Source organism: Escherichia sp. KCJ4928 (assembly GCF_004352695.1).
Lineage (GTDB): Bacteria > Pseudomonadota > Gammaproteobacteria > Enterobacterales > Enterobacteriaceae > ECMA0423.
The window spans coordinates 1-26,803 of the sequence record NZ_SJWV01000048.1 but is presented as its reverse complement, the minus strand read 5'-3'; the positions used below and the strand labels follow the sequence as shown (position 1 = coordinate 26,803).

Below are 26,803 nucleotides of genomic sequence, written 5' to 3'. Positions count from 1 at the left end.
ATAAAAATATTTCGTGAGTCTCTGTGCGCTAATTCTCCATCTGGCGTAGGGAAAATCACATCTGAATCAGGAATTAACAATGAAACCTGTAAAACCACCTCGTATTAATGGACGAGTGCCGGTCCTGTCGGCACAGGAAGCGGTGAATTATATTCCCGACGAAGCAACACTTTGTGTGTTAGGCGCTGGCGGCGGTATTCTGGAAGCCACCACGTTAATTACAGCTCTTGCTGATAAATATAAACAGACTCAAACGCCACGTAATTTATCGATTATTAGTCCGACAGGGCTTGGCGATCGCGCCGACCGTGGTATTAGTCCTCTGGCGCAAGAAGGTCTGGTGAAATGGGCATTATGTGGTCACTGGGGACAATCGCCGCGTATTTCTGAACTCGCAGAACAAAATAAAATTATTGCTTATAACTATCCACAAGGTGTACTTACACAAACCTTACGCGCCGCCGCAGCCCACCAGCCTGGTATTATTAGTGATATTGGCATCGGGACATTTGTCGATCCACGCCAGCAAGGCGGCAAACTGAATGAAGTCACGAAAGAAGACCTGATTAAACTGGTCGAGTTTGATAACAAAGAATATCTCTATTACAAAGCGATTGCGCCAGATATCGCCTTCATTCGCGCTACCACCTGCGACAGTGAAGGCTACGCCACTTTTGAAGATGAGGTGATGTATCTCGACGCATTGGTTATTGCCCAGGCGGTGCACAATAACGGCGGTATTGTGATGATGCAGGTGCAGAAAATGGTTAAGAAAGCCACGCTGCATCCTAAATCTGTCCGTATTCCGGGTTATCTGGTGGATATTGTGGTGGTCGATCCGGATCAAAGCCAACTGTATGGCGGTGCGCCGGTTAACCGTTTTATTTCTGGTGACTTCACCCTTGATGACAGCACCAAACTTAGCCTGCCCCTAAACCAACGTAAATTAGTTGCGCGGCGTGCATTATTCGAAATGCGTAAAGGCGCGGTGGGGAATGTCGGCGTCGGTATTGCTGACGGTATTGGCCTGGTCGCCCGGGAAGAAGGTTGTGCTGATGACTTTATTCTGACGGTAGAAACAGGTCCGATTGGCGGAATTACTTCACAGGGTATCGCCTTTGGCGCGAACGTGAATACCCGCGCCATTCTGGATATGACGTCCCAGTTTGATTTTTATCACGGTGGTGGTCTGGATGTTTGTTATTTGAGTTTTGCTGAAGTCGACCAGCACGGTAACGTCGGCGTGCATAAATTCAATGGCAAAATCATGGGTACCGGTGGATTTATTGATATCAGTGCCACCTCGAAGAAAATTATTTTCTGCGGCACGTTAACTGCGGGCAGTTTAAAAACAGAAATTGCCGATGGCAAATTGCATATCGTCCAGGAAGGACGGGTAAATAAATTTATTCGGGAACTACCGGAAATTACTTTTAGCGGAAAAATCGCGCTCGAACGGGGACTGGATGTTCGTTACATCACCGAACGTGCTGTATTCACGCTGAAAGAAGACGGCCTGCATTTAATCGAAATCGCCCCTGGCGTCGATTTACAAAAAGATATTCTCGACAAAATGGACTTCACCCCAGTGATTTCGCCAGAACTCAAACTGATGGACGAAAGATTATTTATCGATGCGGCGATGGGTTTTGTCCTGCCTGAAGCGGCTCATTAACAGGAGTATAATGATGGATTTTTCTTTAACTGAAGAACAAGAACTGCTGCTGGCCAGTATTCGCGAACTGATTACGACTAACTTTCCGGAAGAGTATTTCCGCACCTGCGATCAAAACGGGACATATCCGCGTGAGTTTATGCGGGCGCTGGCGGATAACGGTATTTCCATGCTTGGCGTGCCGGAAGAATTTGGTGGTATCCCTGCGGATTACGTCACCCAAATGCTGGCGCTGATGGAAGTGTCAAAATGCGGTGCTCCGGCATTTTTGATCACCAACGGTCAATGTATTCACAGTATGCGCCGTTTCGGTTCTGCAGAGCAGCTACGTAAAACGGCAGAAAGCACCCTGGAAACGGGTGATCCCGCCTATGCCCTGGCGTTGACGGAACCAGGTGCTGGCTCAGATAACAACAGTGCCACTACCACTTACACGCGTAAAAACGGCAAGGTCTACATCAACGGACAAAAAACCTTTATTACCGGTGCGAAAGAGTACCCGTATATGCTGGTGTTGGCGCGCGATCCGCAACCGAAAGATCCCAAAAAAGCCTTCACCCTGTGGTGGGTCGACTCCAGTAAGCCCGGCATTAAGATTAACCCGCTGCATAAAATCGGCTGGCATATGCTCAGCACCTGCGAAGTCTATCTCGACAACGTGGAGGTTGAAGAGAGCGACATGGTGGGCGAAGAAGGAATGGGTTTCCTCAATGTGATGTACAACTTTGAGATGGAGCGCCTGATCAACGCCGCGCGCAGCACCGGCTTTGCCGAATGCGCCTTTGAAGATGCCGCCCGCTATGCCAACCAACGTATCGCTTTTGGTAAGCCCATTGGTCATAACCAGATGATCCAGGAAAAACTGGCGCTGATGGCGATTAAGATCGACAACATGCGCAACATGGTGCTGAAAGTGGCATGGCAAGCCGATCAGCATCAGTCACTGCGCACCAGCGCGGCGCTGGCAAAACTGTATTGCGCACGTACCGCAATGGAAGTCATTGATGATGCGATTCAAATCATGGGCGGTCTGGGCTATACCGATGAAGCGCGCGTCTCCCGCTTCTGGCGTGATGTCCGTTGTGAACGTATCGGCGGCGGTACAGACGAAATTATGATTTACGTAGCAGGTCGGCAGATCCTGAAAGACTATCAGAACAAATAATCTGCAGGCGGCGCAGCTTCTTAACAAACTGCGCCGCCAGATTTATCCAACAAGACTTACCGGTTGAGGAAATTCAGATAGGATTTCTTGTTCCGCAAAACAGTTTTTAAATTGTCTACGGTAATCGCTGGGCGAACAACCGACATGGCGCAAAAACAGTTTGGCAAAGTGATCGACATTTTCATAACCCACACGCCAGGAGATCTCTGCCTGTGATAATTCAGTATTAGTGAGTGACCATTTTGCTTCCGTCATACGCCGTTGAATAACATAGTTAATAGGGGAAATACGATACTCTTTGGTAAATTCATGGCAAATATAACTGACGCTGGCACGAAATTTTTTCGATAACTGTTCTAAAGTGATTTTTTCGCGATAATTATTATTCAGATAGAAAAGAATATCTTTTATCAGAACATCTTTTTTAATATACCCCTGCTCCGAACGATAAGCATTTTTAAAATTTTCGTAGTAAAGAATGGCTAACGTATAGGCAAATGCATCCCATAACGAAGATGTTTGGCTATTTTTACTTTGCGGCAAAATCACACTTAGCTCATTAAATAAGGTTTTTATGACTTCTTTTCCCTGCCCCGCGGCAATTACCGGACAAGAATGCGGTTGCAGTAGCTGATTTTCCTCAGCCCCCTGAAACTGAAAGCCGTACAGCGCACAGGTACACGTCGTTGCCGGATCGTTAACGTCAGAGGCCACCGCATGCAGCCTGCCGCGTTCTATCACCACAATGTCATCCGCATGTGCGACATATAACGAAGAATCGATGGTAAACCTTGCAACCCCTTTCTTGACGTAAATCAACTCGGTTTCATTGTCATGAACGTGATGTCCGGACTCCCATTTTGGATCATCGCTAAATGCAAAACGTGAAAGCCGTGGCGTTTTACCAGCGACAAACAGCGTTTCACTGGCATTATCAAAACAGCGTTGATACATGACAACCTCCCTATTCCATGAGCAAGCAAAAACAATATATGCCGGATAAAATACGGCGTGTATTGCGGTTATACAACCGCGTTTAGCGAGAGCTAAACAAGATTATTTACACTGAATGCAAGATTGTACGGTCATGGAATAACTATATTGCCGCAAATTGCACTTTTGTTTTAGCGATCGCATTTTTTTTGCAAGATTGTTGGCAAGGAAAACAGCTTGCTCCGTCGAAAACCCCGCACCGCTATCGCACACTATTTTCAGGCCATTTTTACCTTCCATCGGAGATGGTTCCGTATGCGACTCACAGGAGAAATCATGAAAATAATAACCTGCTTTAAGCTGGTGCCTGAAGAACAGGACATTGTTGTCACTCCAGAATACACCCTGAATTTCGACAATGCCGACGCCAAAATCAGCCAGTTCGATCTCAATGCCATTGAAGCTGCAAGCCAGCTCGCAACAGATGACGATGAGATAGCCGCGCTGACCGTTGGCGGCTCATTGTTGCAGAACTCGAAAGTGCGCAAAGACGTGCTATCCCGCGGGCCGCACAGCCTGTATTTGGTGCAGGATGCGCAACTTGAACATGCACTGCCTCTCGATACCGCAAAAGCGCTGGCGGCAGCAATTGAAAAGATCGGCTTCGATTTACTGATCTTTGGTGAAGGTTCCGGCGACCTTTATGCCCAGCAGGTTGGCTTGCTGGTCGGAGAAATTCTGCAACTTCCGGTGATTAATGCAGTGAGTGCTATTCAGCGTCAGGGCAATACACTGGTGATTGAACGCACGCTTGAAGATGATGTTGAAGTTATTGAACTCTCTGTTCCAGCCGTGCTCTGCGTCACCTCCGATATTAACGTGCCACGCATTCCTTCGATGAAAGCCATTCTCGGCGCGGGTAAAAAACCGGTAAATCAGTGGCAGGCAAGTGATATTGACTGGAGCCAGAGCGCGCCACTTGCTGAACTGGTCGGCATTCGCGTACCGCCGCAAACAGAACGTAAGCACATCATTATCGATAACGATTCGCCGGAGGCCATTGCCGAGCTGGCGGAACATCTGAAGAAAGCCCTGAACTGAAGCCTACGGAGAAGAAACGATGAGTCAATTAAACAGCGTCTGGGTCTTTAGCGATAATCCTGAACGTTATGCTGAACTGTTTGGCGGCGCTCAGCAATGGGGCCAACAGGTGTATGCCATTGTACAAAATACCGACCAGGCGCAGGCAGTTATGCCTTATGGTCCAAAATGTATTTATGTTCTTGAGCAAAACGACGCGCTGCAACGCACTGAAAATTACGCCGAAAGCATTGCTGCCCTGCTGAAAGATAAACACCCCGCTATGTTGCTGTTGGCCGCGACGAAACGTGGTAAAGCTCTGGCAGCACGGTTAAGTGTGCAACTGAATGCGGCGCTGGTGAACGATGCCACGGCGGTGGATATTGTCGATGGTCACATTTGCGCCGAACACCGGATGTATGGCGGGTTAGCGTTCGCTCAGGAAAAGATCAACAGCCCGCTGGCGATCATTACCCTTGCACCCGGTGTTCAGGAACCGTGCACCAGTGATACCTCTCATCAGTGCCCGACAGAAACGGTACCTTATGTTGCTCCGCGTCATGAAATTCTCTGTCGCGAACGCCGTGCGAAAGCCGCAAGCAGCGTGGACCTGAGCAAAGCAAAACGTGTGGTTGGCGTCGGTCGTGGTCTGCCGGCGCAGGATGACCTGAAAATGGTCCACGAACTGGCGGCGGTGCTGAATGCTGAAGTCGGCTGTTCACGTCCAATTGCCGAAGGCGAGAACTGGATGGAGCGTGAACGTTATATCGGTGTCTCCGGCGTGTTGCTGAAATCCGATCTCTACCTGACGCTGGGGATCTCCGGGCAGATCCAGCATATGGTTGGCGGCAACGGCGCAAAAGTGATTGTCGCCATCAATAAAGATAAAAATGCGCCAATCTTCAATTATGCCGACTACGGTCTGGTGGGCGATATCTACAAAGTCGTCCCTGCCCTGATTAGCCAGTTGAGCCGCTAATTCCCCTTTCAACCACATCTCCCGCTGTAAACGCAGCGGGAAGGGAGCATAACGCATGTCGGAAGACAAATTTGATGCCATTGTGGTCGGTGCGGGCGTTGCTGGTAGCGTTGCCGCACTGGTCATGGCGCGAGCCGGGCTGGATGTCCTGGTGATAGAACGCGGCGACAGTGCCGGATGTAAAAACATGACCGGCGGGCGTCTTTATGCCCACACACTTGAAGCAATCATTCCAGGCTTTGCAGTATCAGCGCCGGTAGAACGCAAGGTCACACGCGAGAAAATCTCCTTCTTAACCGAAGAAAGCGCCGTTACCCTCGATTTTCACCGCGAGCAACCAGATGTTCCGCAACACGCATCTTATACCGTATTGCGTAATCGTCTGGACCCGTGGTTGATGGAACAAGCCGAGCAGGCGGGCGCACAGTTTATCCCGGGCGTTCGCGTCGATGCGTTGGTTCGTGAAGGAAACAAGGTCACTGGCGTGCAGGCCGGGGATGATATTCTCCAAGCGAATGTGGTGGTTCTAGCTGATGGCGTAAACTCGATGCTTGGCCGCTCGCTGGGAATGGTTCCCGCTTCCGATCCGCATCATTACGCTGTTGGTGTTAAAGAGGTTATTGGCCTCACGCCAGAACAGATCAACGATCGCTTTAATATTACGGGCGAGGAAGGTGCCGCCTGGCTGTTTGCCGGTTCCCCTTCTGACGGCCTGATGGGTGGCGGATTCCTCTATACCAACAACGATTCCGTATCGTTGGGGCTGGTTTGTGGATTGGGTGATATCGCCCATGCGCAAAAAAGCGTGCCGCAAATGCTGGAAGATTTTAAACAACACCCCGCCATTCGCCCACTAATTAGCGGCGGCAAACTGCTTGAATATTCCGCGCATATGGTGCCAGAAGGCGGTCTGGCAATGGTGCCGCAGATGGTTAACGATGGCGTGATGATCGTTGGTGACGCCGCAGGCTTCTGCCTGAATTTGGGTTTTACAGTTCGTGGCATGGATTTAGCCATTGCATCGGCTCAGGCTGCCGCCACAACGGTGATCGCCGCCAAAGAACGCGAGGATTTCTCCGCCAGCAGTCTGGCGCAATACAAACGTGAGCTGGAACAAAGCTGCGTCATGCGCGATATGCAGCATTTCCGCAAGATCCCGGCGCTGATGGAAAACCCGCGCCTGTTTAGCCAATACCCACGAATGGTCGCCGACATCATGAACGAGATGTTCACCATTGACGGCAAACCAAACCAGCCGGTACGCAAAATGATCATGGGACATGCGAAGAAAATTGGGCTGATCAACTTGCTGAAAGATGGCATTAAGGGAGCAACCGCGCTATGAGCCAGAACGCTACGGTTAACGTCGACATCAAATTAGGCGTCAATAAATTCCATGTTGATGAGGGCCACCCGCATATCATTCTGGCGGCAAATCCCGATATCAATGAATTCCGTAAATTAATGAAAGCCTGCCCTGCCGGACTTTATAAGCAGGATGACGCCGGCAACATTCATTTTGATTCTGCCGGTTGTCTGGAGTGCGGCACCTGTCGGGTGCTGTGCGGTAACACTATTCTCGAACAGTGGCAATATCCCGCAGGCACCTTCGGTATTGATTTTCGCTACGGCTAATCATGCATCCCACAGGCCCGCATCTCGGACCTGATGTTCTGTTTCGAGAGTCCAACATGAAAGTGACATTAACGTTCAACGAACAACGTCGTGCGGCGTATCGTCAGCAAGGGCTATGGGGCGATGCTTCGCTGGCCGATTACTGGCAGCAGACCGCTCGTGCGATGCCAGACAAAATTGCCGTGGTCGATAATCATGGTGCATCGTACACCTATAGCGCGCTCGATCACGCCGCGAGCTGTCTGGCAAACTGGATGTTAGCGAAGGGTATTGAATCAGGCGATCGCATCGCATTTCAACTGCCTGGCTGGTGTGAATTTACCGTTATCTATCTTGCCTGCCTGAAAATCGGTGCGGTTTCCGTGCCGCTGTTGCCTTCCTGGCGGGAAGCAGAACTGGTGTGGGTGCTCAATAAGTGTCAGGCAAAAATGTTCTTTGCACCGACGTTGTTTAAACAAACGCGCCCGGTAGATTTAATCCTGCCGCTGCAAAATCAGCTTCCACAACTACAACAAATTGTCGGCGTGGACAAACTGGCTCCCGCCACCTCTTCCCTCTCATTAAGTCAGATTATCGCCGACAATACCTCACTGACCACGGCGATAACGACCCACGGCGATGAATTAGCTGCGGTGCTGTTTACCTCCGGAACCGAGGGTCTGCCAAAGGGCGTGATGCTAACGCATAACAATATTCTCGCCAGTGAGCGGGCTTATTGCGTGCGGCTGAATCTGACCTGGCAGGATGTCTTTATGATGCCTGCGCCACTTGGTCACGCAACGGGATTTCTGCATGGCGTAACAGCACCATTTTTAATTGGTGCTCGCAGCGTGTTGTTAGATATTTTCACTCCTGATGCATGTCTCGCGCTGCTTGAGCAGCAGCGTTGCACATGTATGCTCGGCGCAACGCCGTTTGTCTATGATCTTTTGAATTTACTAGAGAAACAACCCGCAGACCTTTCAGCGCTGCGCTTCTTTCTTTGCGGCGGTACCACAATCCCCAAAAAAGTGGCGCGCGAATGCCAGCAGCGCGGCATTAAATTATTAAGTGTTTATGGTTCCACAGAAAGTTCGCCGCATGCGGTGGTGAATCTCGATGATCCTTTGTCGCGCTTTATGCACACCGATGGTTACGCTGCCGCAGGTGTAGAGATTAAAGTGGTCGATGATGCACGCAAGACCTTACCGCCAGGTTGCGAAGGTGAAGAAGCCTCGCGTGGCCCCAATGTGTTTATGGGGTATTTTGATGAACCTGAATTAACCGCCCGTGCGCTGGATGAAGAAGGCTGGTATTACAGCGGCGATCTCTGCCGTATGGATGAGGCTGGCTATATAAAAATTACCGGACGCAAAAAAGATATTATTGTCCGCGGCGGCGAAAATATTAGCAGCCGTGAAGTGGAAGATATTTTATTGCAGCATCCTAAAATTCACGATGCCTGTGTGGTTGCAATGCCCGATGAACGTTTAGGTGAACGATCATGCGCTTATGTCGTGCTGAAAGCGCCGCATCATTCATTATCGCTGGAAGAGGTGGTGGCTTTTTTTAGCCGTAAACGGGTCGCAAAATATAAATATCCTGAACATATCGTGGTAATCGAAAAACTACCGCGCACTGCCTCAGGTAAAATACAAAAGTTTTTGTTAAGAAAAGATATTATGCGGCGATTAACGCAGGATGTCTGTGAAGAGATTGAATAAGTTTCATCTTCGGGGATCACATAAACCCGGCGACAAAACGCCGCCGGGTATTTATTTTATTTCTTCAGTTCAGCCAGGCTTAACCAGGTTTGCACCACGGTGTCCGGATTCAGAGACAGGCTATCGATCCCCTCTTCCATCAACCATGCGGCAAAATCTTCGTGGTCGGACGGACCCTGACCGCAAATCCCGACATATTTGCCCTGTTTCTTCGCGGCACGAATCGCCATCGACAGCAGTGCTTTCACCGCATCGTTGCGCTCATCGAACAGTTCAGACACCACGCCGGAGTCGCGGTCCAGACCGAGCGCCAGCTGCGTCATATCGTTTGAGCCAATTGAGAAGCCGTCGAAATATTCGAGGAACTGCTCTGCCAGCAAGGCGTTGGACGGGATTTCACACATCATGATGATTTTCAGCCCGTTCTCGCCACGTTTCAGCCCCTGACGCGCCAGTTCTTCAACCACCGCTTTCGCCTGATCTACGGTACGCACGAACGGGATCATGATCTCAACGTTGGTCAGCCCCATGTCGTTGCGCACACGTTTCACTGCTTCACACTCCAGCGCGAAACAGTCGCGGAAGCTGTCGGAAACATAGCGGCCCGCGCCACGGAAGCCGAGCATCGGGTTCTCTTCATCTGGCTCGTAACGCTCACCACCGACCAGGTTGGCATATTCGTTCGATTTAAAATCAGAGAGACGGACAATGACGCGCTTCGGATAAAACGCGGCACCCAGCGTCGCGATCCCTTCAGTCAGACGACCAACGTAAAATTCACGCGGAGAATCAAAACCTTTCATCATCTCGCGGATTTCGTTTTGCAACTGCGGTTCCTGATCGTCAAACTCAAGCAGTGCGCGTGGGTGGACGCCAATCATACGGTTGATGATAAATTCCAGACGCGCAAGGCCCACGCCTTCGTTCGGCAGGCAGGCGAAGTCGAAAGCACGGTCCGGGTTACCGACGTTCATCATCACTTTCAACGGCAGATCCGGCATCGTTTCTACGCTGGAGCTTTTCACGCTAAATTCCAGCAACTCCGCATAGACGTAACCGGTATCACCTTCGGCACAAGAAACAGTGACGTTCTCACCGTCTTTCATCCGTTCTGTTGCATCACCACAGCCCACTACCGCCGGAATGCCCAGTTCACGAGCGATGATCGCCGCGTGACAGGTACGACCGCCACGGTTGGTGACGATGGCAGATGCTTTCTTCATGATCGGTTCCCAGTCCGGGTCGGTCATGTCAGTGACCAGCACGTCGCCAGGTTCGATGCGGTTCATTTCGCTGATGTCATGGATGACTTTCACCGGACCCGCGCCGATGCGATGACCGATAGCACGGCCTTCGGCGATAATCTTACCCTGTGAATGCAGCGTATAACGCTCCATGACCTGACCGCGTGAGCGCACGGTTTCCGGACGCGCCTGCACAATGAACAGTTTGCCGGTGTGGCCATCTTTCGCCCACTCAATATCCATCGGGCGACCGTAGTGTTTCTCAATTTGTACGGCCTGTTTTGCCAGTTCCTGCACTTCTTCGTTGGTCAGCGAGAAGATGTCACGCTGTTCCTGCGGTACGTCTTCGATTTTAACCTGCTTGCCGTGCTCCTGGGTCGGCGCGTAAACCATGCGGATTTTTTTCGACCCCATGGTGCGACGCACGATAGCCGGGCGATTCGCTGCAAGTGTCGGTTTATGGACGTAAAACTCATCCGGGTTAACCGCGCCCTGCACGACCATTTCACCAAGGCCCCATGCGGAAGTGATAAACACCACCTGGTCAAAGCCGGATTCGGTATCAATGGAGAACATCACGCCAGAAGATGCGAGGTCAGAGCGCACCATCCGTTGAACACCGGCGGAGAGCGCCACGCCACGGTGATCGTAACCCTGGTGCACACGATAAGAGATGGCGCGATCGTTAAACAGAGAAGCAAATACATGTTTCACTGCCACGAGAACGGCGTCAAAACCCTGAACGTTGAGGAAGGTTTCCTGCTGACCGGCAAAGGAAGCGTCCGGCATATCTTCTGCAGTAGCGGAGGAGCGCACCGCAAAAGAGGCGTTTTCGTCATCGGCGGAAAGCTGTGCATAAGCTTCGCGGATGGCATTTTCCAGCTCAGGCTGGAAGGGAGTGTCGATAATCCACTGGCGGATTTGCGCGCCCGCTTTCGCAAGCTGGGTAACATCGTCAATATCCGTTTTATCCAGCAGTTCATAAATGCGCTGGTTTACGCCGCTTTGGTCCAGAAACTGGTTAAACGCGTCGGCGGTTGTGGCGAAACCATTCGGAACGGAAACACCCATTCCGGAAAGGTTAGTAATCATTTCACCCAGGGAGGCATTTTTGCCCCCAACCCTGTCTACATCATTCATGCCGAGTTGGTTATACCAAAGCACCAGCGGTGACGAGCCATTGTTGGACATCGAACAATCCTTTTGTGATAAATGAACGGTTTGAGAAACACATTTCTGCGCATTTATCTTTGCATATTTAACCGGATGAAAAAAACGGTGAATCGTTCAAGCAAATATATTTTTTACTTTTTAAGACTGATCCCAGCGTTGCGCAAATCTGCTCTCTTCGACAATTTCCACATAAACCATCGGTATAAACGAAACCGTAAAAATGAAATGCTGTTTTCATAAAAAATAAAATTGAAGGTTCATTTTATAAACCAGACATAACGTTCTACGCTTCTGTGCGTTTTTAATTTATGCTTTCATAGAATTATGTCTGCATCACGGGAAGAACAAAATGGATAATGCTGTTGATCGCCACGTTTTTTATATTTCTGATGGTACGGCAATAACTGCGGAGGTATTAGGACACGCAGTAATGTCACAATTTCCCGTCACTATCAGCAGCATTACGCTGCCGTTTGTCGAAAATGAGAGCCGTGCACGGGCAGTGAAGGATCAGATTGACGCAATTTATCACCAGACAGGTGTGCGCCCGCTGGTCTTCTACTCCATCGTGTTGCCGGAGATTCGCGCCATCATCTTGCAAAGTGAAGGCTTTTGCCAGGATATCGTTCAGGCGCTGGTTGCCCCGCTACAACAAGAGATGAAACTGGATCCAACGCCGATTGCTCATCGTACCCATGGCCTTAACCCTAATAATCTCAATAAATATGATGCGCGCATTGCGGCGATTGATTACACCCTTGCCCACGATGACGGTATTTCGTTGCGCAATCTGGACCAGGCTCAGGTGATCCTGCTCGGTGTTTCTCGCTGTGGTAAAACCCCCACCAGTCTGTATCTGGCAATGCAATTTGGTATCCGCGCGGCAAACTACCCCTTTATTGCCGACGATATGGACAATCTGGTGCTACCCGCGTCGCTCAAACCGCTTCAGCATAAATTGTTCGGCCTGACTATCGACCCGGAACGTCTGGCGGCGATTCGTGAAGAGCGTCGGGAGAACAGTCGCTATGCCTCGCTTCGTCAGTGCAGGATGGAAGTCGCGGAAGTGGAAGCGTTGTACCGTAAAAATCAGATCCCGTGGATTAACAGTACCAATTATTCGGTAGAAGAGATTGCCACCAAGATCCTCGATATCATGGGCCTTAGCCGCCGAATGTACTAGAGAACTAGTGCATTAGCTTATTTTTTTGTTATCATGCTAACCACCCGGCGAGGTGTGACACACCTCGCACTTGAAATCAGCTGCGATTGGTTTATCGTGATGCGCATCACTTCCCGGTAGTCCTGCCGTAGAAGCAACAAATTTCTGAGACTTGTAATGAACAGAACTGACGAACTCCGTACTGCGCGTATTGAGAGCCTGGTAACGCCCGCCGAACTCGCGCTACGGTATCCCGTAACGCCTGGCGTCGCCACCCATGTCACCGACTCCCGCCGCAGAATTGAAAAAATACTGAATGGTGAAGATAAGCGACTGTTGGTCATTATTGGCCCCTGCTCGATCCACGATCTCACCGCTGCAATGGAGTACGCCACCCGTCTGCAGTCGCTGCGCAACCAGTACCAGTCACGGCTGGAAATCGTAATGCGCACCTATTTTGAAAAACCACGAACTGTTGTCGGCTGGAAAGGGCTAATCTCCGATCCGGATCTAAACGGCAGCTATCGGGTTAATCACGGTCTGGAGCTGGCGCGCAAATTACTTTTACAGGTAAATGAGCTGGGTGTCCCTACCGCGACTGAGTTCCTCGATATGGTGACCGGTCAGTTTATTGCTGATTTAATCAGTTGGGGCGCGATTGGCGCACGTACTACCGAAAGTCAGATCCACCGTGAAATGGCTTCGGCACTCTCCTGTCCGGTAGGTTTTAAAAATGGTACCGATGGCAACACGCGGATTGCCGTGGATGCTATCCGCGCAGCCCGCGCCAGCCATATGTTTCTCTCGCCAGACAAAAATGGTCAGATGACCATCTATCAGACCAGCGGCAACCCGTATGGCCACATTATTATGCGTGGCGGCAAAAAACCGAATTATCATGCCGATGATATCGCCGCAGCCTGCGATACGCTGCACGAGTTTGATTTACCTGAACATCTGGTGGTGGATTTCAGCCACGGTAACTGCCAGAAGCAGCACCGTCGCCAGTTAGAAGTTTGTGAGGATATTTGTCAGCAAATCCGCAATGGCTCTACGGCGATTGCTGGAATTATGGCGGAAAGTTTCCTGCGCGAAGGAACGCAAAAAATCGTCGGCGGTCAGCCGCTCACTTACGGTCAATCCATTACCGACCCGTGTCTGGGCTGGGAAGATACCGAACGCCTGGTCGAAAAACTTGCCTCTGCGGTAGATACCCGCTTCTGAATGCGTGCCCATTCCTGATGGGATGGGCATTTCTGCGCAACTTGTTGTCTTCTCAGCACATTACTGCTTGCTCTGGTCAGCCATAATATTGATAATAAGAATCATTGTTATATCAATTATTATTAATTTTTATGCGTTATACGGATAGCAGAAAACTCACACCTGAAACGGATGCCAATCACAAGACCGCTTCCCCGCAGCCTATTCGGCGAATTTCCAGCCAGACACTGTTAGGTCCGGATGGCAAACTGATTATCGATCATGACGGGCAAGAATATCTGCTCCGTAAAACTCAGGCTGGCAAGCTGCTGTTGACCAAGTAGCCTTTAACTCGAGCAGCTGACTTCCAGCCGTTTACCCCAGTCAGGTGGACGACTGACATAGTCATCAGCTCTGTCGCTGAAAGGATTTCGCAACGCCTCATGCAGGCGGTGCAATTCCGTCATATCACCCTTTTCTGCCGCTTCAATCGCCCGTTGCGCCAACCAGTTGCGCAACACCAGAGCTGGGTTAACGCTTTGCATCAGTTGCTGACGCTCAATATCGCTAACCTCGTCTTGTTGCAAACGCCTCCGATAACGGGCAAACCAGTCATCAAATGCCGCACGATCAATAAACTCATCACGTAGCGGTGACGCCGCGCTGTGCTGCTCGGTCAGACTCAGCATGCGGAATGTGCGGGTATAATCGCTGCGCTCTCGCGCCATCAGACTGAATAATTCATTCAGTAGCGCGTTATCCTCTTTTTGCTCCGTCATGAAGCCCAGTTTCTGCCGCATCCGTTGTCCATAATGCGTCAACAAAACCTGCTGATAGCTGTCCAGGGCCTCATTCAGGGCATCTACGGCAACAAATGGTGACAATGTCTGCGCCAGACGCTGTAAATTCCACAACGCGACGGCAGGTTGATTATCAAAGCTGTAACGCCCTTGATGATCCGAGTGATTACAAATAAAACCGGGTTCGTAATCATCAAGAAAACCAAACGGCCCGTAATCAAGCGTCAGCCCCAGCAGCGACATGTTGTCGGTATTCATCACCCCATGAGCAAAGCCGACCGTCTGCCATTGGGCAATTAACGATGCGGTACGTGCGACAACATCGTTAAACCAGAGACGGTATTTGTCCTCATCATCTTCAAGATGTGACCAGTAATGACGAATGGCAAAGTCAGCTAACTGACGAACCTTTTCCGGCTCGCGGCGATAGTAAAAATGTTCGAAATGACCAAAGCGCAGATGACTTGGTGCCACACGCATCAGCATCGCACCTGGCTCTACCGTTTCCCGATACACTGGCGAATCGCTGGTGACGATACTTAACGCGCGGGTCGTCGGAATGCCCAGATAATGCATCGCCTCACTGGCGAGACTTTCTCGTATCGTCGAACGTAAAACCGCCCGTCCATCACCCATTCGCGAATAAGGCGTCAGGCCAGCACCTTTCAGATGCCAGTCCATTGTAGTGCCATCAGCAAGCAGTTGTTCGCCAAGTAAAATGCCGCGCCCATCACCCAGTTGGCCCGCCCAGACGCCGAACTGATGACCACTGTAAACCTGCGCCAGTGGTGACATACCAGGCAGTAGGGTTTCGCCGCCCCAGACACCTGCAGCATTTTTAAACAGCGACGATGGAATACTCAGCGTGTTAGCGAGTTCGGTATTATGCCAAATCAGCCGGGCATTATTTAAAGGCGTAGGGGAAAGTGCTGTATAGGTTTCTGGCAATTCATCGCGCCAGCGGGTAACAAAAGACAGGGTCATAGATCCTCCTGTTTGATAGTGTAGACGGTTACTCTCGTCTTAAACACCAGCAAACAGAAGGGTTATCGCTGAACCAACGTCGTTATCTGATTTATGGGAACGGCAGGCCACAGGCATCCCTGGAGAGCATGGAAATCGAAGGGGGTAATCTGTGCCAATATTTCTGCCGTATCAATGCCTCCCGCGATGATGCAATTGCAACAAGGGGAAATTTGCGCCTGGATCGCACGAATAAACGGTTCGAAGGAGCGGTGCGTGATTTGTTGCTGAATAAAACTTTTATCCAGCATGACGCGGGTGAAAAGACCATCAAAAACCGCTTTCATTGTGCTATTGCCTGCTCCCAAATTACCTAACACAAGGGGATACACTTGCGATAAGGATAAAAGACCGCGATTATCTTTTCCTTCATTGAGATGCGGGTAATTCTCATTAATCAACAGTTCAATAAACGGATATTTTAATAGTTCGCCTGCGTAATTATCCCTCTCTAATAATAATGTAGCCACTTGTGGCGTTAAATTAAGCCAGGCAAAGAGTTTATGTTGAATAAAAAAATGTTGGCATGATTTTAGTAATTCCAACTGCTCTGAAAATAATTGCCAATGTTGCTCCTCGGTAAGTTGCGCTATAACCCGACTCGTCGGGATACGCACCGTGCCATCTTCACTGGAGAAATGGGTAATTAACTCAACGCCGACAAGGAGTTGCTGGTTATCTCTTATCGGCAGGAAATAGCAATCAGAATGATAAAGATTCTCCAAAAAAATCTTCATGGTAACCGTCCCTCTCGAAGGATGTTTTTCAGTATCCGGCTAAAAGGGATGAGGCCATAAGACATAACAATTACAGAAGGAGTAACTTTCATTTGTTCCATGTTAACCACTTTTTCAGGGGTCCTTTTTTTAGATTATCCTGATTATAAACGAATAATCCATTTACGGAATTTTTGTCTGCAAAATACTACTGTATTCAGGAGTAAATGGACGGCGATGTATCATCGCCGTCCATTTTTCGACATACTAGATTCGTCTCGCCTGCCAGAAATTTTTCTGCCAATAGACATTATCAAGTGAGGAACGCATCACTCCCTTGCTGGTAGAGGCGTGGATAAATTGGTTGTTGGTATCGTAAATACCTACATGCAAACCATTTTGTCCGGAACCCGTTTTGAAAAAGACCAGGTCACCAGGCAGCAACTCGTCTTTATCAATTTGCGTGCCGATAGAGGCTTGTTCTTTGGTTTCACGGGGCAGCTGCAAATCGAAACGATCGCGCATCGTCACAACCACAAATCCCGAACAGTCCACACCGCGCCGCGTCATGCCACCATAACGATACGGCGTGCCATGCCAGCTTTGTAGCTGGTCGTTCAAACCGGCAATAACGGTAATCGAATCAGAAAGTCTGGCATTTGGCGGCGGTGCTTTATGGTGGCTACACCCGGCCAGAAACAGTGCTGTGATCAAAATAAGGCAGAAACGCATTCCGTACGGTTCCTCTGTTTTTTATTCTTGCATTAATTTAGCGTCGTAATTACCCGATTTTCAAGATACTAATGAAATCAGATGGTCGAAATCAGCATTCTGTGACCTTCGATATCCAGACGGCGAAAATTCATCCCATAGGCCTGCGCCAGATTTGGCGGCGTGAGCACCTCTTCTCTGCGTCCACTGGCCAGCATTTTTCCACCTTTTAGCAACCACGCCCGATGCGCATGACGCAACGTGTGGTTGAGATCGTGACTGCTCATCACAATCGCCAGTCCTTGCTGACACAGCGCGCTCAGAATTTTGTCTAACGCACTTTGTTGCGCAACATCAAGACTGTTCATCGGCTCATCAAGAAGCAGCAATTGGCCTGCGGGATTGGCTTGTGGTGTGATTTGCAACACCACCGCAGCAAGACGTACGCGTTGCCATTCACCGCCGGAAAGTTGATTGGTGCTACGACCGAGTTTGTCATCAAGAGCCAGCGCCCCTGCGACATCATTCAGTAGTTCGGTACGCGTTTTATCGTGCTGATGCAGTGTCAGGTAGTGCCAGACCGGCATTGCAAACGGCGGCGTCTGCTGTTGTGAAAGGTAGGCGCGATGCAGCGCGAGTTTTGTTGCGGACCATGCTTCCAGTGGTTGCCCCGCGAACTGAATGCTTCCCTTACCGCTGGTCATTCCGGCCATTCGTGCAAGCAAGGTACTCTTACCCGCGCCATTCGGCCCCACCAGGTGCAGGATCTCCCCAGCCCGAACCTCGCCAGAAAGTGGCCCCAGGCGGGTAGTTTCCGCAACATCCTGTAACTGCATCACAATAGACATTATTTTGCCAACGCCAGTTTAATGCTTTCCATCACAATGGGATCTTCAGGCGTCATATCCGGGGAAAAACGCTGGATGACCAACCCGTCCCTGCCAACTAAAAATTTCTCAAAATTCCATAAAATATCATCAGGGTACAGCGGTGCACGACCTTTGCTGACCATACGGGCATAGAATCCGCTCTCTTCCGGCGCGACTGCGGTCGGCGCTGCGGCAATCAATTTTTGATACAGCGGATGGCGTCCTTCGCCATTAACTTCAATCTTACTGAACATCGGGAACGTCACCCCCCATGTGGTGGTACAGTAAGTTTTAATCTCTTCATCGCTGCCCGGTTCTTGTTCCAGAAACTGGTTGCACGGGAATCCCAGCACCACAAAACCTCGATCGGCCCAGGCTTTCTGAATATTCTCCAACTGCTCATATTGCGGCGTTAAGCCACACTTTGAGGCGACATTGACAATCAACAGCACATTACCAGCGTACTTCTCCAGCGTGGTCACTTCACCGTCGATATCTTTCACTACGGTCGTCAGAATGGAATCTTGCATCGTTTCTCCTGGGTGTGGTCAGTAAAAATCTTAGCTTTTAATCATAGACCGTCTTTTTGCGGCTAACGTCTTGCTTTTAACAATAACCAGATAAACACCGGCGCACCCAACGTTGCGGTGACCACGCCAATAGGCAGCTCTGCGGCAGCTAATGCCAGGCGCGCTACAATATCGGCCAGCAGCAATGCGCTCGCCCCTGCCAGCGCGCAGCCGGGAAGTAATACGCGATGATCGGTTAAACCACACAACCGAAGAATATGTGGGATCACCAGACCAATAAAGCCGATAGCACCCGCCAGCGCCACACTGACGCCAACCATCCAGCCGGTCGCGGCCACCAGCACATTGCGCCAGAACCACAGGGGTAAACCCAGTTGCCGCGCCGAGATCTCGCCAAGTGCTAACATATTCATCGGCCTGGACTGACAACAGATCCACAACAACACGGGGATCAATGCCAGCATCAGCCAGCTTTGCCGCCAGTCTACGCCGCCAAAACCGCCCATCATCCAGTACATCAGCTGACGTAAATCAACAGAGGTGGAAAAGTAGATAGCCCACGTCATTAGTGCGCTACAGATAATCCCTAATGCAACGCCAGCCAGCAATAACCGACTGGTCGAAAGATGACGACGGGCGAAACGTAAGAGTATTAAAGTGATGATAAGCGCGCCAGCAATCGCACACAGCCCTAGCGCCCAGTTGGGGAGTTGCCCTTGCCCAAGCAATACCGCGGCGATAAGCCCCACGCCTGCGCCGTTAGAGACGCCAAGTAGTCCAGGTTCTGCCAGAGGATTTTCAAACAACGCCTGCATTACAGCGCCGGATATAGCCAGCGCCGCACCAACCAGCAATACAGCCAGCGTACGTGGCAGGCGAATTTGCCAGACGAACAGTTCGCCACGAGGAGTAAACCAGTCACCTGGCGAGATCCATTGTTCACCGGCGCAAAGGCTTAAGAGAAGCGCCAGCAGCATCAAAACTGACAGGCATAATAACCAGCGAATATTTTGTCGCTGTTGTTGGCGGGCAAGTGTCAGCATGGTATCCGTTCTGCTGAAGTGTCATGGCGTTGATTTTACGGTGACTCTTCGACAGTGAAAAGAAAAAAGGCCGCAGAGCGGCCATAAACACAAGTAAAAATCAACAAGTTAGATAATTATCAAAGACTTACAGACACACAAAAACACAGCCAACCACAACAAATAACAGGGATGTGGTCACTTTGTGGATCATATCGCCGCCATAAATTTACTTAATAACAGTAACCACAGCCACAAGCACGGCCATCGCAGACAGGACAATACCTGTGAGTAACCAAGTCTGATTTGCAAATGATTTCTGAAGTTCAGTACGATGCTCAGCCATCTCAACTTTCAGAGACTGGCGTAAATCAGCCATCTCAGACTTCAGGGATTGGCGCGATTCTGCCATCTCAAGCCTCAACCCTTCGCGAATCTCCAGTACATCAGATTTGGTAGCAAAGGATTCGCTTCTTGTGGTGAGAGTAATCAGGTTGTTTTTGATTTCAGTCACATCACTTTCCAGGCAACTGACCCGCCGTTCAAGGTCGTCATTCATGCCATCACCTCCATCATTACCACTTCCTGTTACTTGGTTGTTGGATACATTATAGGCATTCTCTTTCTTTTTTCTGAACCGCGAAATATGTGCAACATTCTCTGCCATCACTTCTCATCACCCTGCTTGCCTACCCAGTTCATAAAGGCCAGGGCCGAGTAACGATGAACAAACCCACATCTGTTACAGGTAACCCTGCCAGTAAAGTTGCCGCGCACGCTGGCGCACAAAAGCGTCCTGAATCATTGCTCCCCCTGAGTAATTACAGGAAGATTACCCGCGCGCGAAACTGTTCTCCTTAACCCTCTGTTCTGACTGTTTTCTTACAACAAAAGCCCTTTGTATCAGCCTGTTACGCTTTGCCATCATGACTGAAGAACCAGTCAGAGGGGCAAAAACTATGGCTAATGAAAAAAAGACATCCCGCAAAAAGTTTCGCGTGGCTGTCTCCGGATCAACTGTTGATGGCCGTGAAATCAGTCCGGTGCATCTGCGTGAAGCCGCCGAGAACTTCAACCCGGATGTTTACGCTGCCCGCGTGAACGTTGAGCACTATCTCTCGCCATGCCCGTCAAGCGAATTTTCCGCAATGGGCGATGTCACCGCACTGAGTACGGAAGACATTACGGAAGGTCCGCTGGCCGGACGTACTGCGCTGTATGCAGAAATCGAACCGACCGAGCGCATGAAGCAGCTTGTCGCGGACGGCAAGAAAATCTATTCCAGTATCGAACTGCACCCGCAGTTCTCCGTTAACGGGCGCGCCTATCTGGTCGGGCTGGCGATGACCGACACCCCGGCAAGCCTGGGCACTGAGCGCCTGAAATTCACGGCACAGCAACGTCAGGCGGTGATGACGTTCAACAGTATCCAGGGTGAAGCGCCGCTTATCTCCGAAGCCATCGAGTCTGAAATCATCGAAATGGCAGAACAACGCCAGGAAGAAGGCACCCAGTGGTTTAACCGCGTAATGGGGATTATTGGCCGTGGCCGCAAAGCGGATGACGCCAGTTTTTCCCGTATTCAGGAAGCGGTGGAAGGCGTCGCAACGTCACAGGCCGACATTATCGACCGTTTTAATGTGCTGGAAACCCGCCATCAGCAGGACCGCCAGAAAATTACGTCACTGACCACAGAGCTGGCAGCACTGAAGGAAAAACTGCGCACGCAGGACGGCGATCCGCAGAACCGGTTCACCGCAACAGGTGCAGCCTCCGACCAGCTGGCTGACTTCTGATAAGACAAAGGAGCAAATTTTTTATGAATCTGGTGATGTCAGATATTACCCGCAACAAGCTGGGTTGCTATATGGCGCAGCAGGCGTCGCTTAATAATATTCCGGTTTCCGCACTGGTATCGCGATTTACCGTGGAACCCTCGGTGCAGCAGCGTTTTGAAAACGCCTCAAAGGAAAGCACCGAATTTACAAAAAGAATTAACGTGATCGGCGTGACCGACCAGAAAGGCGAAAAAATCCTCCCGGACACCACCGGGCCAATTGCACGCACGAATACCAGTTATGACGGCACAAAACGCCGTAACCCGAATAACGTGGTTGATCTGAAAAACCGCAAATACCAGTGCGAACAGGTGAACTACGACACGTTTATTTCATATCCGCAGCTTGATGCCTGGGCGGCACATCCTGATTTTCAGTCCCGCATCAGCGCACAGATTGCCCGACAGGTGGCGCTTGACCGCATCATGATCGGTTTCAACGGCACGTCTCACGCGGATGAGTCCAACTTCAGCACCAACAAGCTGCTTCAGGACGTTAACGTGGGATGGCTGGAGCACATCAGAACCGACGCCAGCGAACGCGTTATGAATGACGTGACGCTGACCTCCCGCAACATGGACAACACCGTGGCGCACGCGGGTAAGTATGCGAACGCTGATGCACTGGTACAGGACGCGCGTTCATCCCTGCTGGATGAATGGCACAAGGAAGCTGACGACCTTGTGGTGATTATGGGGCGCAACCTGTTTAACTCGCTGCGTCTGCCCGTGCTGAACAGCATCAGCGGCCAGAATCCCAATGCGGAATTACTTGCCGGGCAGCTCATCCTGTCATCGCGCACCATTGGCGGGCTGGGCGTGTTCCTTGCGCCGTTCTTCCCGGATGCAACGATGCTGATCACCTCGTTCAACAACCTGTCGATTTACTGGCAGAAAGGTTCAATGCGTCGCCTGATGAAAGACGAGCCGGAATACAACCGCATCGCCACCTACCAGTCCATCAATGACGCTTATGTCGTTGAAGACTATGGCAAGTGCGCGATGGTCACTGGCCTGAAGTTCGCCGACAGCTAATCAACTCACGGCGGGCATCATGCCCGCCAGTAACGGAGAGAACAAATGATTACTCCTGCACAGCAACACTGGCAGAACGTGATGGCACAGCGCGCAGGCCGGGCGAATGAAGGCGTGGACCACGCCGCGCGTACCGCGCATGAAGAGGTGCTGTATCGTCTGCGTCTGGCACAGGCCCGGCTTAAGGGCGTACAGGCCAGAAGCGCGAAAGCCGCCATCAAAAAAGAGTTGTTGCCGGATTTTTCCGGCTGGATTGAGGGAACGCTGGAGGCTGACGGCGGGCAGCAGGATGAAGTGATTGCCACGCTGATGGTGTGGGCGATTGACTGTGGCGATCTTCCGCTTGCGCTGCGTATCGGCGCGTATGTGGTCCGTCACAACCTCATCATGCCGGATAACTTTGGCCGTACTGCTGCCACGGTACTGACCGAAGAAATCTGTAATCCGGTACTGACGCAGGCCGGGACGGATGCCGACGCGGATTTGTCCGCCTTTATCGAACCACTGGACACCCTCCGGGAGATTGTCACCGACCAGGACATGCCGGACGAAGTGCGCGCCAAATTATGCAAAGCGTGCGCCTTTGTCCGCCGTGGCCTGAGTGATGCGGACAGCATGGCCCTGTCACTGAAGCTGCTGCGCGAAGCAATGCACCTGAACCCGAACGCAGGTGTGAAACGCGAGATTGCAACCCTTTCCCGCGCCCTGAAAAAAGCCGATTCCGCAGCCGCACCAGAAGACGCCAGCACACAGCAGGCGCAGGACGAAAGCAGCAAAAGTAAAAAGACAACGCGGAAGCCTGCAACACGAAAAACCACCGCGACGCAGAAGGCGAAGCGCGGTTATACACCTCAAAGATGTAGGCGTTCGTTTCCGGTGTGCGGTTGCCCCAGAAGCGGAACCCGTTGCGACGAATAATGGTCGTGATTTCTTTGTTGTTGAGGCTGTTGGCATCGCTGTCTTCGGCCTGCAACGACCAGAACACATGCCTCGACATTCCCAGCACATTTTTAACCGGAACGTTGGACAGCGATTTGTGCCAGCCCTGCTCATGGTCAATGTACGCACGAAGGCCGCACGCATAAGCAGGCGCGGGGAACGTTTCGTTTTTGCCACTTTTCGGGTTGTAGGCGATGAAGTCAGGCCATAAGAGCATCACCTCACGTTCGTTGAATTTCTGGCGGTAGGTAATCGCCTCAGCCATCGTGTTACAGCCGTAACATGAGGCATACACAAACGCGCGCAGTTTACCTGCAATCACGCACAGGGATTTTGTTACCGCCTCCGTGTCCAGCTCCGGCGCGGCCAGAATACGCGGACGGTATCCGATGCTTTCATCCTGCTCTGCAACAAGCAGCGCATACATCCCCGTATAGCTGCCGTCATCCTCAGAACCACCGATAACCAGTTGATCCTGCGTCTTTCCGTCTTCTTCTTTGTGTTCAGCCACGCGAACGACGATCACCTTTGTGCTCACCTGGTCTGCGATTGCCTTAAGCGCACGATAAAGCGTCCCCGTTGTCCCGCATTTTCCCAGCACGTCATTAACGCGGGTCAGCAGTGTGGGCTTGTTCAGCGGGAACAGCTTCGCGTCCGCATCATCCGCCGTTGCCACGATACCGATAACGCTGGAATCAACATCGTTAATCGCTGTTACCAGGTCGGTATTTTCCGTAACACGGGAACCATGAAAACGAGTTTCACTCATAGCTTCAGCCCCTTGTATCCGTTAAATGATTCGGCAACAATCATCACCCACCACGCGCGTAATCTCACCCCTGCGCCGTTCTCCCGACCCGGCGACAACAAAAAGCAGTAACCCCCTCCGCACGCACATGCGACCATGCCGCACAGGGAGGGAACAGATGACCGACACCACCATGCAATTGCTCAGTCAGGGCACAGACCCCGTGAAAATGCCGGATTTTGATATTCTCGCGGAGGGTAAAACGCTGTCAGGCGTGGCAGAGCGCCTGATGAGCCTGTCACTGACCGACAACCGGGGATTTGAGGCGGACCAGCTCACCATCACGCTGGATGATGCGGATGGTCAGTTGCAGCTACCGCCACGGGGCGCGCGCCTGACGGTTCTCATTGGCTGGAAAGGAGAACCGCTGACAGAAAAAGGCACTTACATTGTTGATGAAATCGCTCACGAAGGACCGCCGGACAGGCTGACTGTTTCAGCCCGAAGCGCAGATTTTCGGGATGAATTTAACGTTAAACGTGAGGTGTCCTGGCATGATGTGACCGTTGAGCGCGTGGTATCTGCCATCGCTCATCGGTACGGTCTGAAACCGCAAATCAGCGAAATGCTGATGGATATCGAAATCGACCACGCCGACCAGACCGAAGAAAGCGACATGTCCTTCCTTACGCGCATGGCGGAAATGCTGGGCGCAATCACCACGGTAAAAAGCGGTAATCTGTTATTCATCATGCCAGGCGGTGGCGTGAACGCACTGGGCCAGCCGTTGCCATCGTTCGCCATCACACGCAGCAGCGGCGATCGCCATCAGTTCCGCATTGCTGACCGCGAAGCGTATACGGGGGTACGCGCTTACTGGCTTGATCTTAATTACGGGAAAAAGAAAAAAGTCAGCGTGAAACGCCGCAAACCGCCAAAACCCAAAAAGGAGAAAAGCAGCAGCCGTGAAGGTGATTATATGGAAGGCGCGGAAGGCAATGTGTTTGTGTTACGCAAGACTTATCAGAACGAGCAGGCAGCAAGACGCGCAGCGGCGGCAAAGTGGCAGCAGCTACAACGCGGAGCCGCATCATTCTCCATCACACTGGCTCGTGGACGCGCAGAACTCTACCCCGAAATGCATGGCACGGTAACAGGATTTAAAAGCGAGATTGATAATCAGGACTGGATTATTGCGAAAGCCGATCACACCATTGATAACAGTGGCTTTACCACGCAGCTTGAGCTTGAGGCAAAAATCCCGGAATGGATAGCGGAAACAGAGTGAGCAACTGGGATGCATTAGTTCAGACACGGGCTAGCATGCTTACGTACGGCACAGAAGCAAACCTAATTGGAGTTTTGCTCTGTGCCTTTCACCGATTGGCCAAGTGTAACCCGCCTTACACCAAGACGAATTATAATCGGCAACAATGTCAGTAGTTACTATAAATGTTTATAAACAAAGATTTATTTCTCCGAAGCTACAAGCACTACACTAAATCTCAGCAATCTTTTTTTTACTGTGCTGTTCTATTATCAACTCTGCTTCCGCTTGGTATTCATGAGCTAACTCTCGAAGAATTCGGGCAAATCGATGAAAGCCTAGAAGTTCCATTGCATCAGACTTAGTGTGATATTGTTGGGCCAACTCCAATTCCGGTTTACCTTCTGGGTCAACAATGTAGACACCACGCGAATTTATTATCGCATTCTTATAACCAGTACGCACTTTATCAAGTTCACGTCTATTCAAAAACTCGGCCAGTTCTGGAAGTATCCAATGCTCGTCATTTGCAGGGCTAAAAATTAATATGCTTCCAATCCTATGATAAGCAAAATCTAAATGGCCTGACTTTTCGCATTCTGTTTGGACAAAATCAAACCAGTTATTAAACGCATTGACATCAAACTTGCCTTCAGCATCAACACCCGGAATCTTTTTCCAATCATCAAGTAAGTAGAGTGAGTTTTTGGCAATATTTATTTCACTTTCAGATAGTTCTTTACTTGCTTTTTGAAATTCTGATCGATACGCATATTGAATGACTTCACAAAAAAAACTGGGTTCACTTGCAAGTTTTTTCTCTAATACTTGAGGATGCAACGAATCATTAGCCCCCCTGTTAATTACAGGTAGGTATGCCCATTCAATCTTTACTAAGTCGTCATCTGAAACAGTGTTATCATTTTGAATATAATTCACAAGTTCATTAAATGAGTGAATATCAAACCGCTCAATATTTTCTGTGGTTCTAATTGATTGCAATAGAGCAAGCACAACCTTACTGCTATCAACTGAATTATCGATATGCAAAATTTTAGATAAACAATCTATTGCCATCAAGGGACGGTCTACTTTAATCAAACAGTCTATAGCAAAATAAATTTCTTCCGTTGAATCACAGCTGTATGCATTAACAAGAGTATTTTTCCAATACTCGAAAGGAAAATCATCAAATGAAGCGTTTAATGCATCCCATGTTTCTTTTTTAAACGGTAACAAAAGAAAAAAAGCAATCTTTTCTTGAGCACTCCAGTCATTAATAACTGTCAACACCCATGATTTTCCTTCTCTGTAGTTTTTAGCCTGTACATAACCAGAAGCAAGAGAATTTTCC

Annotated in this window: 23 protein-coding genes and 2 pseudogenes; 14 read left to right on the top strand and 11 right to left on the bottom strand. The window is 50.4% G+C overall.

Annotated features, from left to right (window positions below):
* Positions 1-79: 79 nt before the first annotated feature.
* Together E0D98_RS09905 and E0D98_RS09900 are read left to right on the top strand one after the other, a co-directional pair.
* On the top strand, positions 80-1,675 hold the full coding sequence (locus tag E0D98_RS09905; protein ID WP_000805691.1) for an acyl CoA:acetate/3-ketoacid CoA transferase: 1,596 nt from the start codon (positions 80-82) through the stop codon (positions 1,673-1,675).
* A 13-nt stretch (positions 1,676-1,688) separates the two neighbouring features.
* Complete coding sequence (locus E0D98_RS09900) at positions 1,689-2,840, top strand: acyl-CoA dehydrogenase (protein ID WP_000347850.1); 1,152 nt, start codon at positions 1,689-1,691, stop codon at positions 2,838-2,840.
* Positions 2,841-2,882: 42 nt separating this feature from the next.
* Here the strand turns inward: E0D98_RS09900 and E0D98_RS09895 are convergent, their stop codons facing one another.
* The gene (locus E0D98_RS09895; RefSeq protein ID WP_000284799.1) at positions 2,883-3,794 is read right to left on the bottom strand and encodes an AraC family transcriptional regulator; all 912 of its coding nucleotides are present in this window, start codon (positions 3,792-3,794) and stop codon (positions 2,883-2,885) included.
* Between the two features lie 315 nt (positions 3,795-4,109).
* On the opposite strand from E0D98_RS09895, the gene E0D98_RS09890 reads away from it, so the two are divergent.
* The 5 genes from E0D98_RS09890 to fadK are packed head-to-tail and all read left to right on the top strand — an operon-like array spanning position 4,110 to position 9,170.
* Positions 4,110-4,874 carry an electron transfer flavoprotein gene (locus tag E0D98_RS09890; protein ID WP_000692135.1) on the top strand — a complete coding sequence of 255 codons (765 nt, stop codon included), beginning with the start codon at positions 4,110-4,112 and terminating at the stop codon, positions 4,872-4,874.
* A 19-nt stretch (positions 4,875-4,893) separates the two neighbouring features.
* Complete coding sequence (locus E0D98_RS09885) at positions 4,894-5,832, top strand: electron transfer flavoprotein subunit alpha (protein ID WP_050877024.1); 939 nt, start codon at positions 4,894-4,896, stop codon at positions 5,830-5,832.
* Positions 5,833-5,887: 55 nt separating this feature from the next.
* Complete coding sequence (locus tag E0D98_RS09880; RefSeq protein WP_047089164.1) at positions 5,888-7,177, top strand: FAD-dependent oxidoreductase; 1,290 nt, start codon at positions 5,888-5,890, stop codon at positions 7,175-7,177.
* Positions 7,174-7,467: a ferredoxin family protein gene (locus E0D98_RS09875; RefSeq protein WP_000081071.1), complete on the top strand. Its 294-nt coding sequence runs from the start codon at positions 7,174-7,176 to the stop codon at positions 7,465-7,467. Before E0D98_RS09880 ends, E0D98_RS09875 begins: the two co-directional genes overlap by 4 nt.
* A 56-nt stretch (positions 7,468-7,523) precedes the next feature.
* Positions 7,524-9,170 carry a medium-chain fatty-acid--CoA ligase gene (fadK, locus tag E0D98_RS09870; protein ID WP_001493094.1) on the top strand — a complete coding sequence of 549 codons (1,647 nt, stop codon included), beginning with the start codon at positions 7,524-7,526 and terminating at the stop codon, positions 9,168-9,170.
* A gap of 56 nt (positions 9,171-9,226) precedes the next feature.
* On the opposite strand, the gene ppsA is transcribed toward fadK, so the two are convergent.
* Positions 9,227-11,605, bottom strand: a complete 2,379-nt coding sequence (ppsA, locus tag E0D98_RS09865; protein WP_000069375.1) for a phosphoenolpyruvate synthase — start codon at positions 11,603-11,605, stop codon at positions 9,227-9,229.
* Between the two features lie 331 nt (positions 11,606-11,936).
* On the opposite strand from ppsA, the gene ppsR reads away from it, so the two are divergent.
* From ppsR to hemP, 3 genes are all read left to right on the top strand, one after another.
* Positions 11,937-12,770: a posphoenolpyruvate synthetase regulatory kinase/phosphorylase PpsR gene (gene ppsR / locus E0D98_RS09860; protein ID WP_000368046.1), complete on the top strand. Its 834-nt coding sequence runs from the start codon at positions 11,937-11,939 to the stop codon at positions 12,768-12,770.
* A 156-nt stretch (positions 12,771-12,926) separates the two neighbouring features.
* Positions 12,927-13,973 carry a 3-deoxy-7-phosphoheptulonate synthase AroH gene (gene aroH, locus E0D98_RS09855; RefSeq protein WP_001082226.1) on the top strand — a complete coding sequence of 349 codons (1,047 nt, stop codon included), beginning with the start codon at positions 12,927-12,929 and terminating at the stop codon, positions 13,971-13,973.
* A 131-nt stretch (positions 13,974-14,104) separates the two neighbouring features.
* Positions 14,105-14,296: a hemin uptake protein HemP gene (hemP, locus tag E0D98_RS09850; protein ID WP_001270809.1), complete on the top strand. Its 192-nt coding sequence runs from the start codon at positions 14,105-14,107 to the stop codon at positions 14,294-14,296.
* Between the two features lie 3 nt (positions 14,297-14,299).
* On the opposite strand, the gene selO is transcribed toward hemP, so the two are convergent.
* The 7 genes from selO to E0D98_RS09815 all read right to left on the bottom strand — a co-directional run bounded on the left by selO (position 14,300) and on the right by E0D98_RS09815 (position 20,290).
* Positions 14,300-15,736 (bottom strand): protein adenylyltransferase SelO, encoded by a 1,437-nt coding sequence (gene selO, locus E0D98_RS09845; protein WP_000175696.1) that lies wholly within the window; start codon positions 15,734-15,736, stop codon positions 14,300-14,302.
* 62 nt (positions 15,737-15,798) lie between these two features.
* Positions 15,799-16,512: an anti-FlhDC factor gene (gene ydiV, locus E0D98_RS09840; protein ID WP_001299570.1), complete on the bottom strand. Its 714-nt coding sequence runs from the start codon at positions 16,510-16,512 to the stop codon at positions 15,799-15,801.
* Positions 16,513-16,758: 246 nt separating this feature from the next.
* Positions 16,759-17,223 carry an NlpC/P60 family protein gene (locus E0D98_RS09835; protein ID WP_001209780.1) on the bottom strand — a complete coding sequence of 155 codons (465 nt, stop codon included), beginning with the start codon at positions 17,221-17,223 and terminating at the stop codon, positions 16,759-16,761.
* A 77-nt stretch (positions 17,224-17,300) separates the two neighbouring features.
* Positions 17,301-18,050 (bottom strand): vitamin B12 ABC transporter ATP-binding protein BtuD, encoded by a 750-nt coding sequence (gene btuD / locus E0D98_RS09830; RefSeq protein WP_000029479.1) that lies wholly within the window; start codon positions 18,048-18,050, stop codon positions 17,301-17,303.
* On the bottom strand, positions 18,050-18,601 hold the full coding sequence (btuE, locus tag E0D98_RS09825; protein WP_001154187.1) for a bifunctional thioredoxin/glutathione peroxidase: 552 nt from the start codon (positions 18,599-18,601) through the stop codon (positions 18,050-18,052). Before btuE ends, btuD begins: the two co-directional genes overlap by 1 nt.
* A 62-nt stretch (positions 18,602-18,663) precedes the next feature.
* On the bottom strand, positions 18,664-19,644 hold the full coding sequence (gene btuC, locus E0D98_RS09820) for a vitamin B12 ABC transporter permease BtuC (RefSeq protein ID WP_000956529.1): 981 nt from the start codon (positions 19,642-19,644) through the stop codon (positions 18,664-18,666).
* A gap of 208 nt (positions 19,645-19,852) precedes the next feature.
* Positions 19,853-20,290 (bottom strand): hypothetical protein, encoded by a 438-nt coding sequence (locus E0D98_RS09815; RefSeq protein WP_000829983.1) that lies wholly within the window; start codon positions 20,288-20,290, stop codon positions 19,853-19,855.
* Between the two features lie 292 nt (positions 20,291-20,582).
* Here E0D98_RS09815 and E0D98_RS09805 point away from each other — a divergent pair, with 292 nt between their 5' ends.
* The 3 genes from E0D98_RS09805 to gpM are packed head-to-tail and all read left to right on the top strand — an operon-like array spanning position 20,583 to position 23,413.
* Positions 20,583-21,419 carry a GPO family capsid scaffolding protein gene (locus tag E0D98_RS09805; RefSeq protein ID WP_001262654.1) on the top strand — a complete coding sequence of 279 codons (837 nt, stop codon included), beginning with the start codon at positions 20,583-20,585 and terminating at the stop codon, positions 21,417-21,419.
* Positions 21,420-21,442: 23 nt separating this feature from the next.
* Positions 21,443-22,495, top strand: coding sequence for a phage major capsid protein, P2 family (locus E0D98_RS09800; RefSeq protein WP_044722120.1), 1,053 nt, complete (start codon positions 21,443-21,445; stop codon positions 22,493-22,495).
* Positions 22,496-22,540: 45 nt separating this feature from the next.
* The gene (gpM, locus tag E0D98_RS09795; protein ID WP_240723733.1) at positions 22,541-23,413 is read left to right on the top strand and encodes a phage terminase small subunit; all 873 of its coding nucleotides are present in this window, start codon (positions 22,541-22,543) and stop codon (positions 23,411-23,413) included.
* On the opposite strand, the pseudogene E0D98_RS09790 reads toward gpM, so the two are convergent.
* Positions 23,340-24,203 (bottom strand): annotated as a pseudogene (locus E0D98_RS09790) (phage tail sheath family protein); the annotation flags it as partial. The gene gpM and the pseudogene E0D98_RS09790 sit on opposite strands and share 74 nt — an antisense overlap.
* A gap of 157 nt (positions 24,204-24,360) precedes the next feature.
* Between E0D98_RS09790 and E0D98_RS09785 the strand changes: the two are divergent.
* Positions 24,361-25,470, top strand: a complete 1,110-nt coding sequence (locus tag E0D98_RS09785; RefSeq protein WP_050877023.1) for a phage late control D family protein — start codon at positions 24,361-24,363, stop codon at positions 25,468-25,470.
* Between the two features lie 210 nt (positions 25,471-25,680).
* Here E0D98_RS09785 and E0D98_RS09780 read toward each other — a convergent pair.
* Positions 25,681-26,803, bottom strand: a pseudogene (locus E0D98_RS09780) (hypothetical protein); the annotation flags it as partial.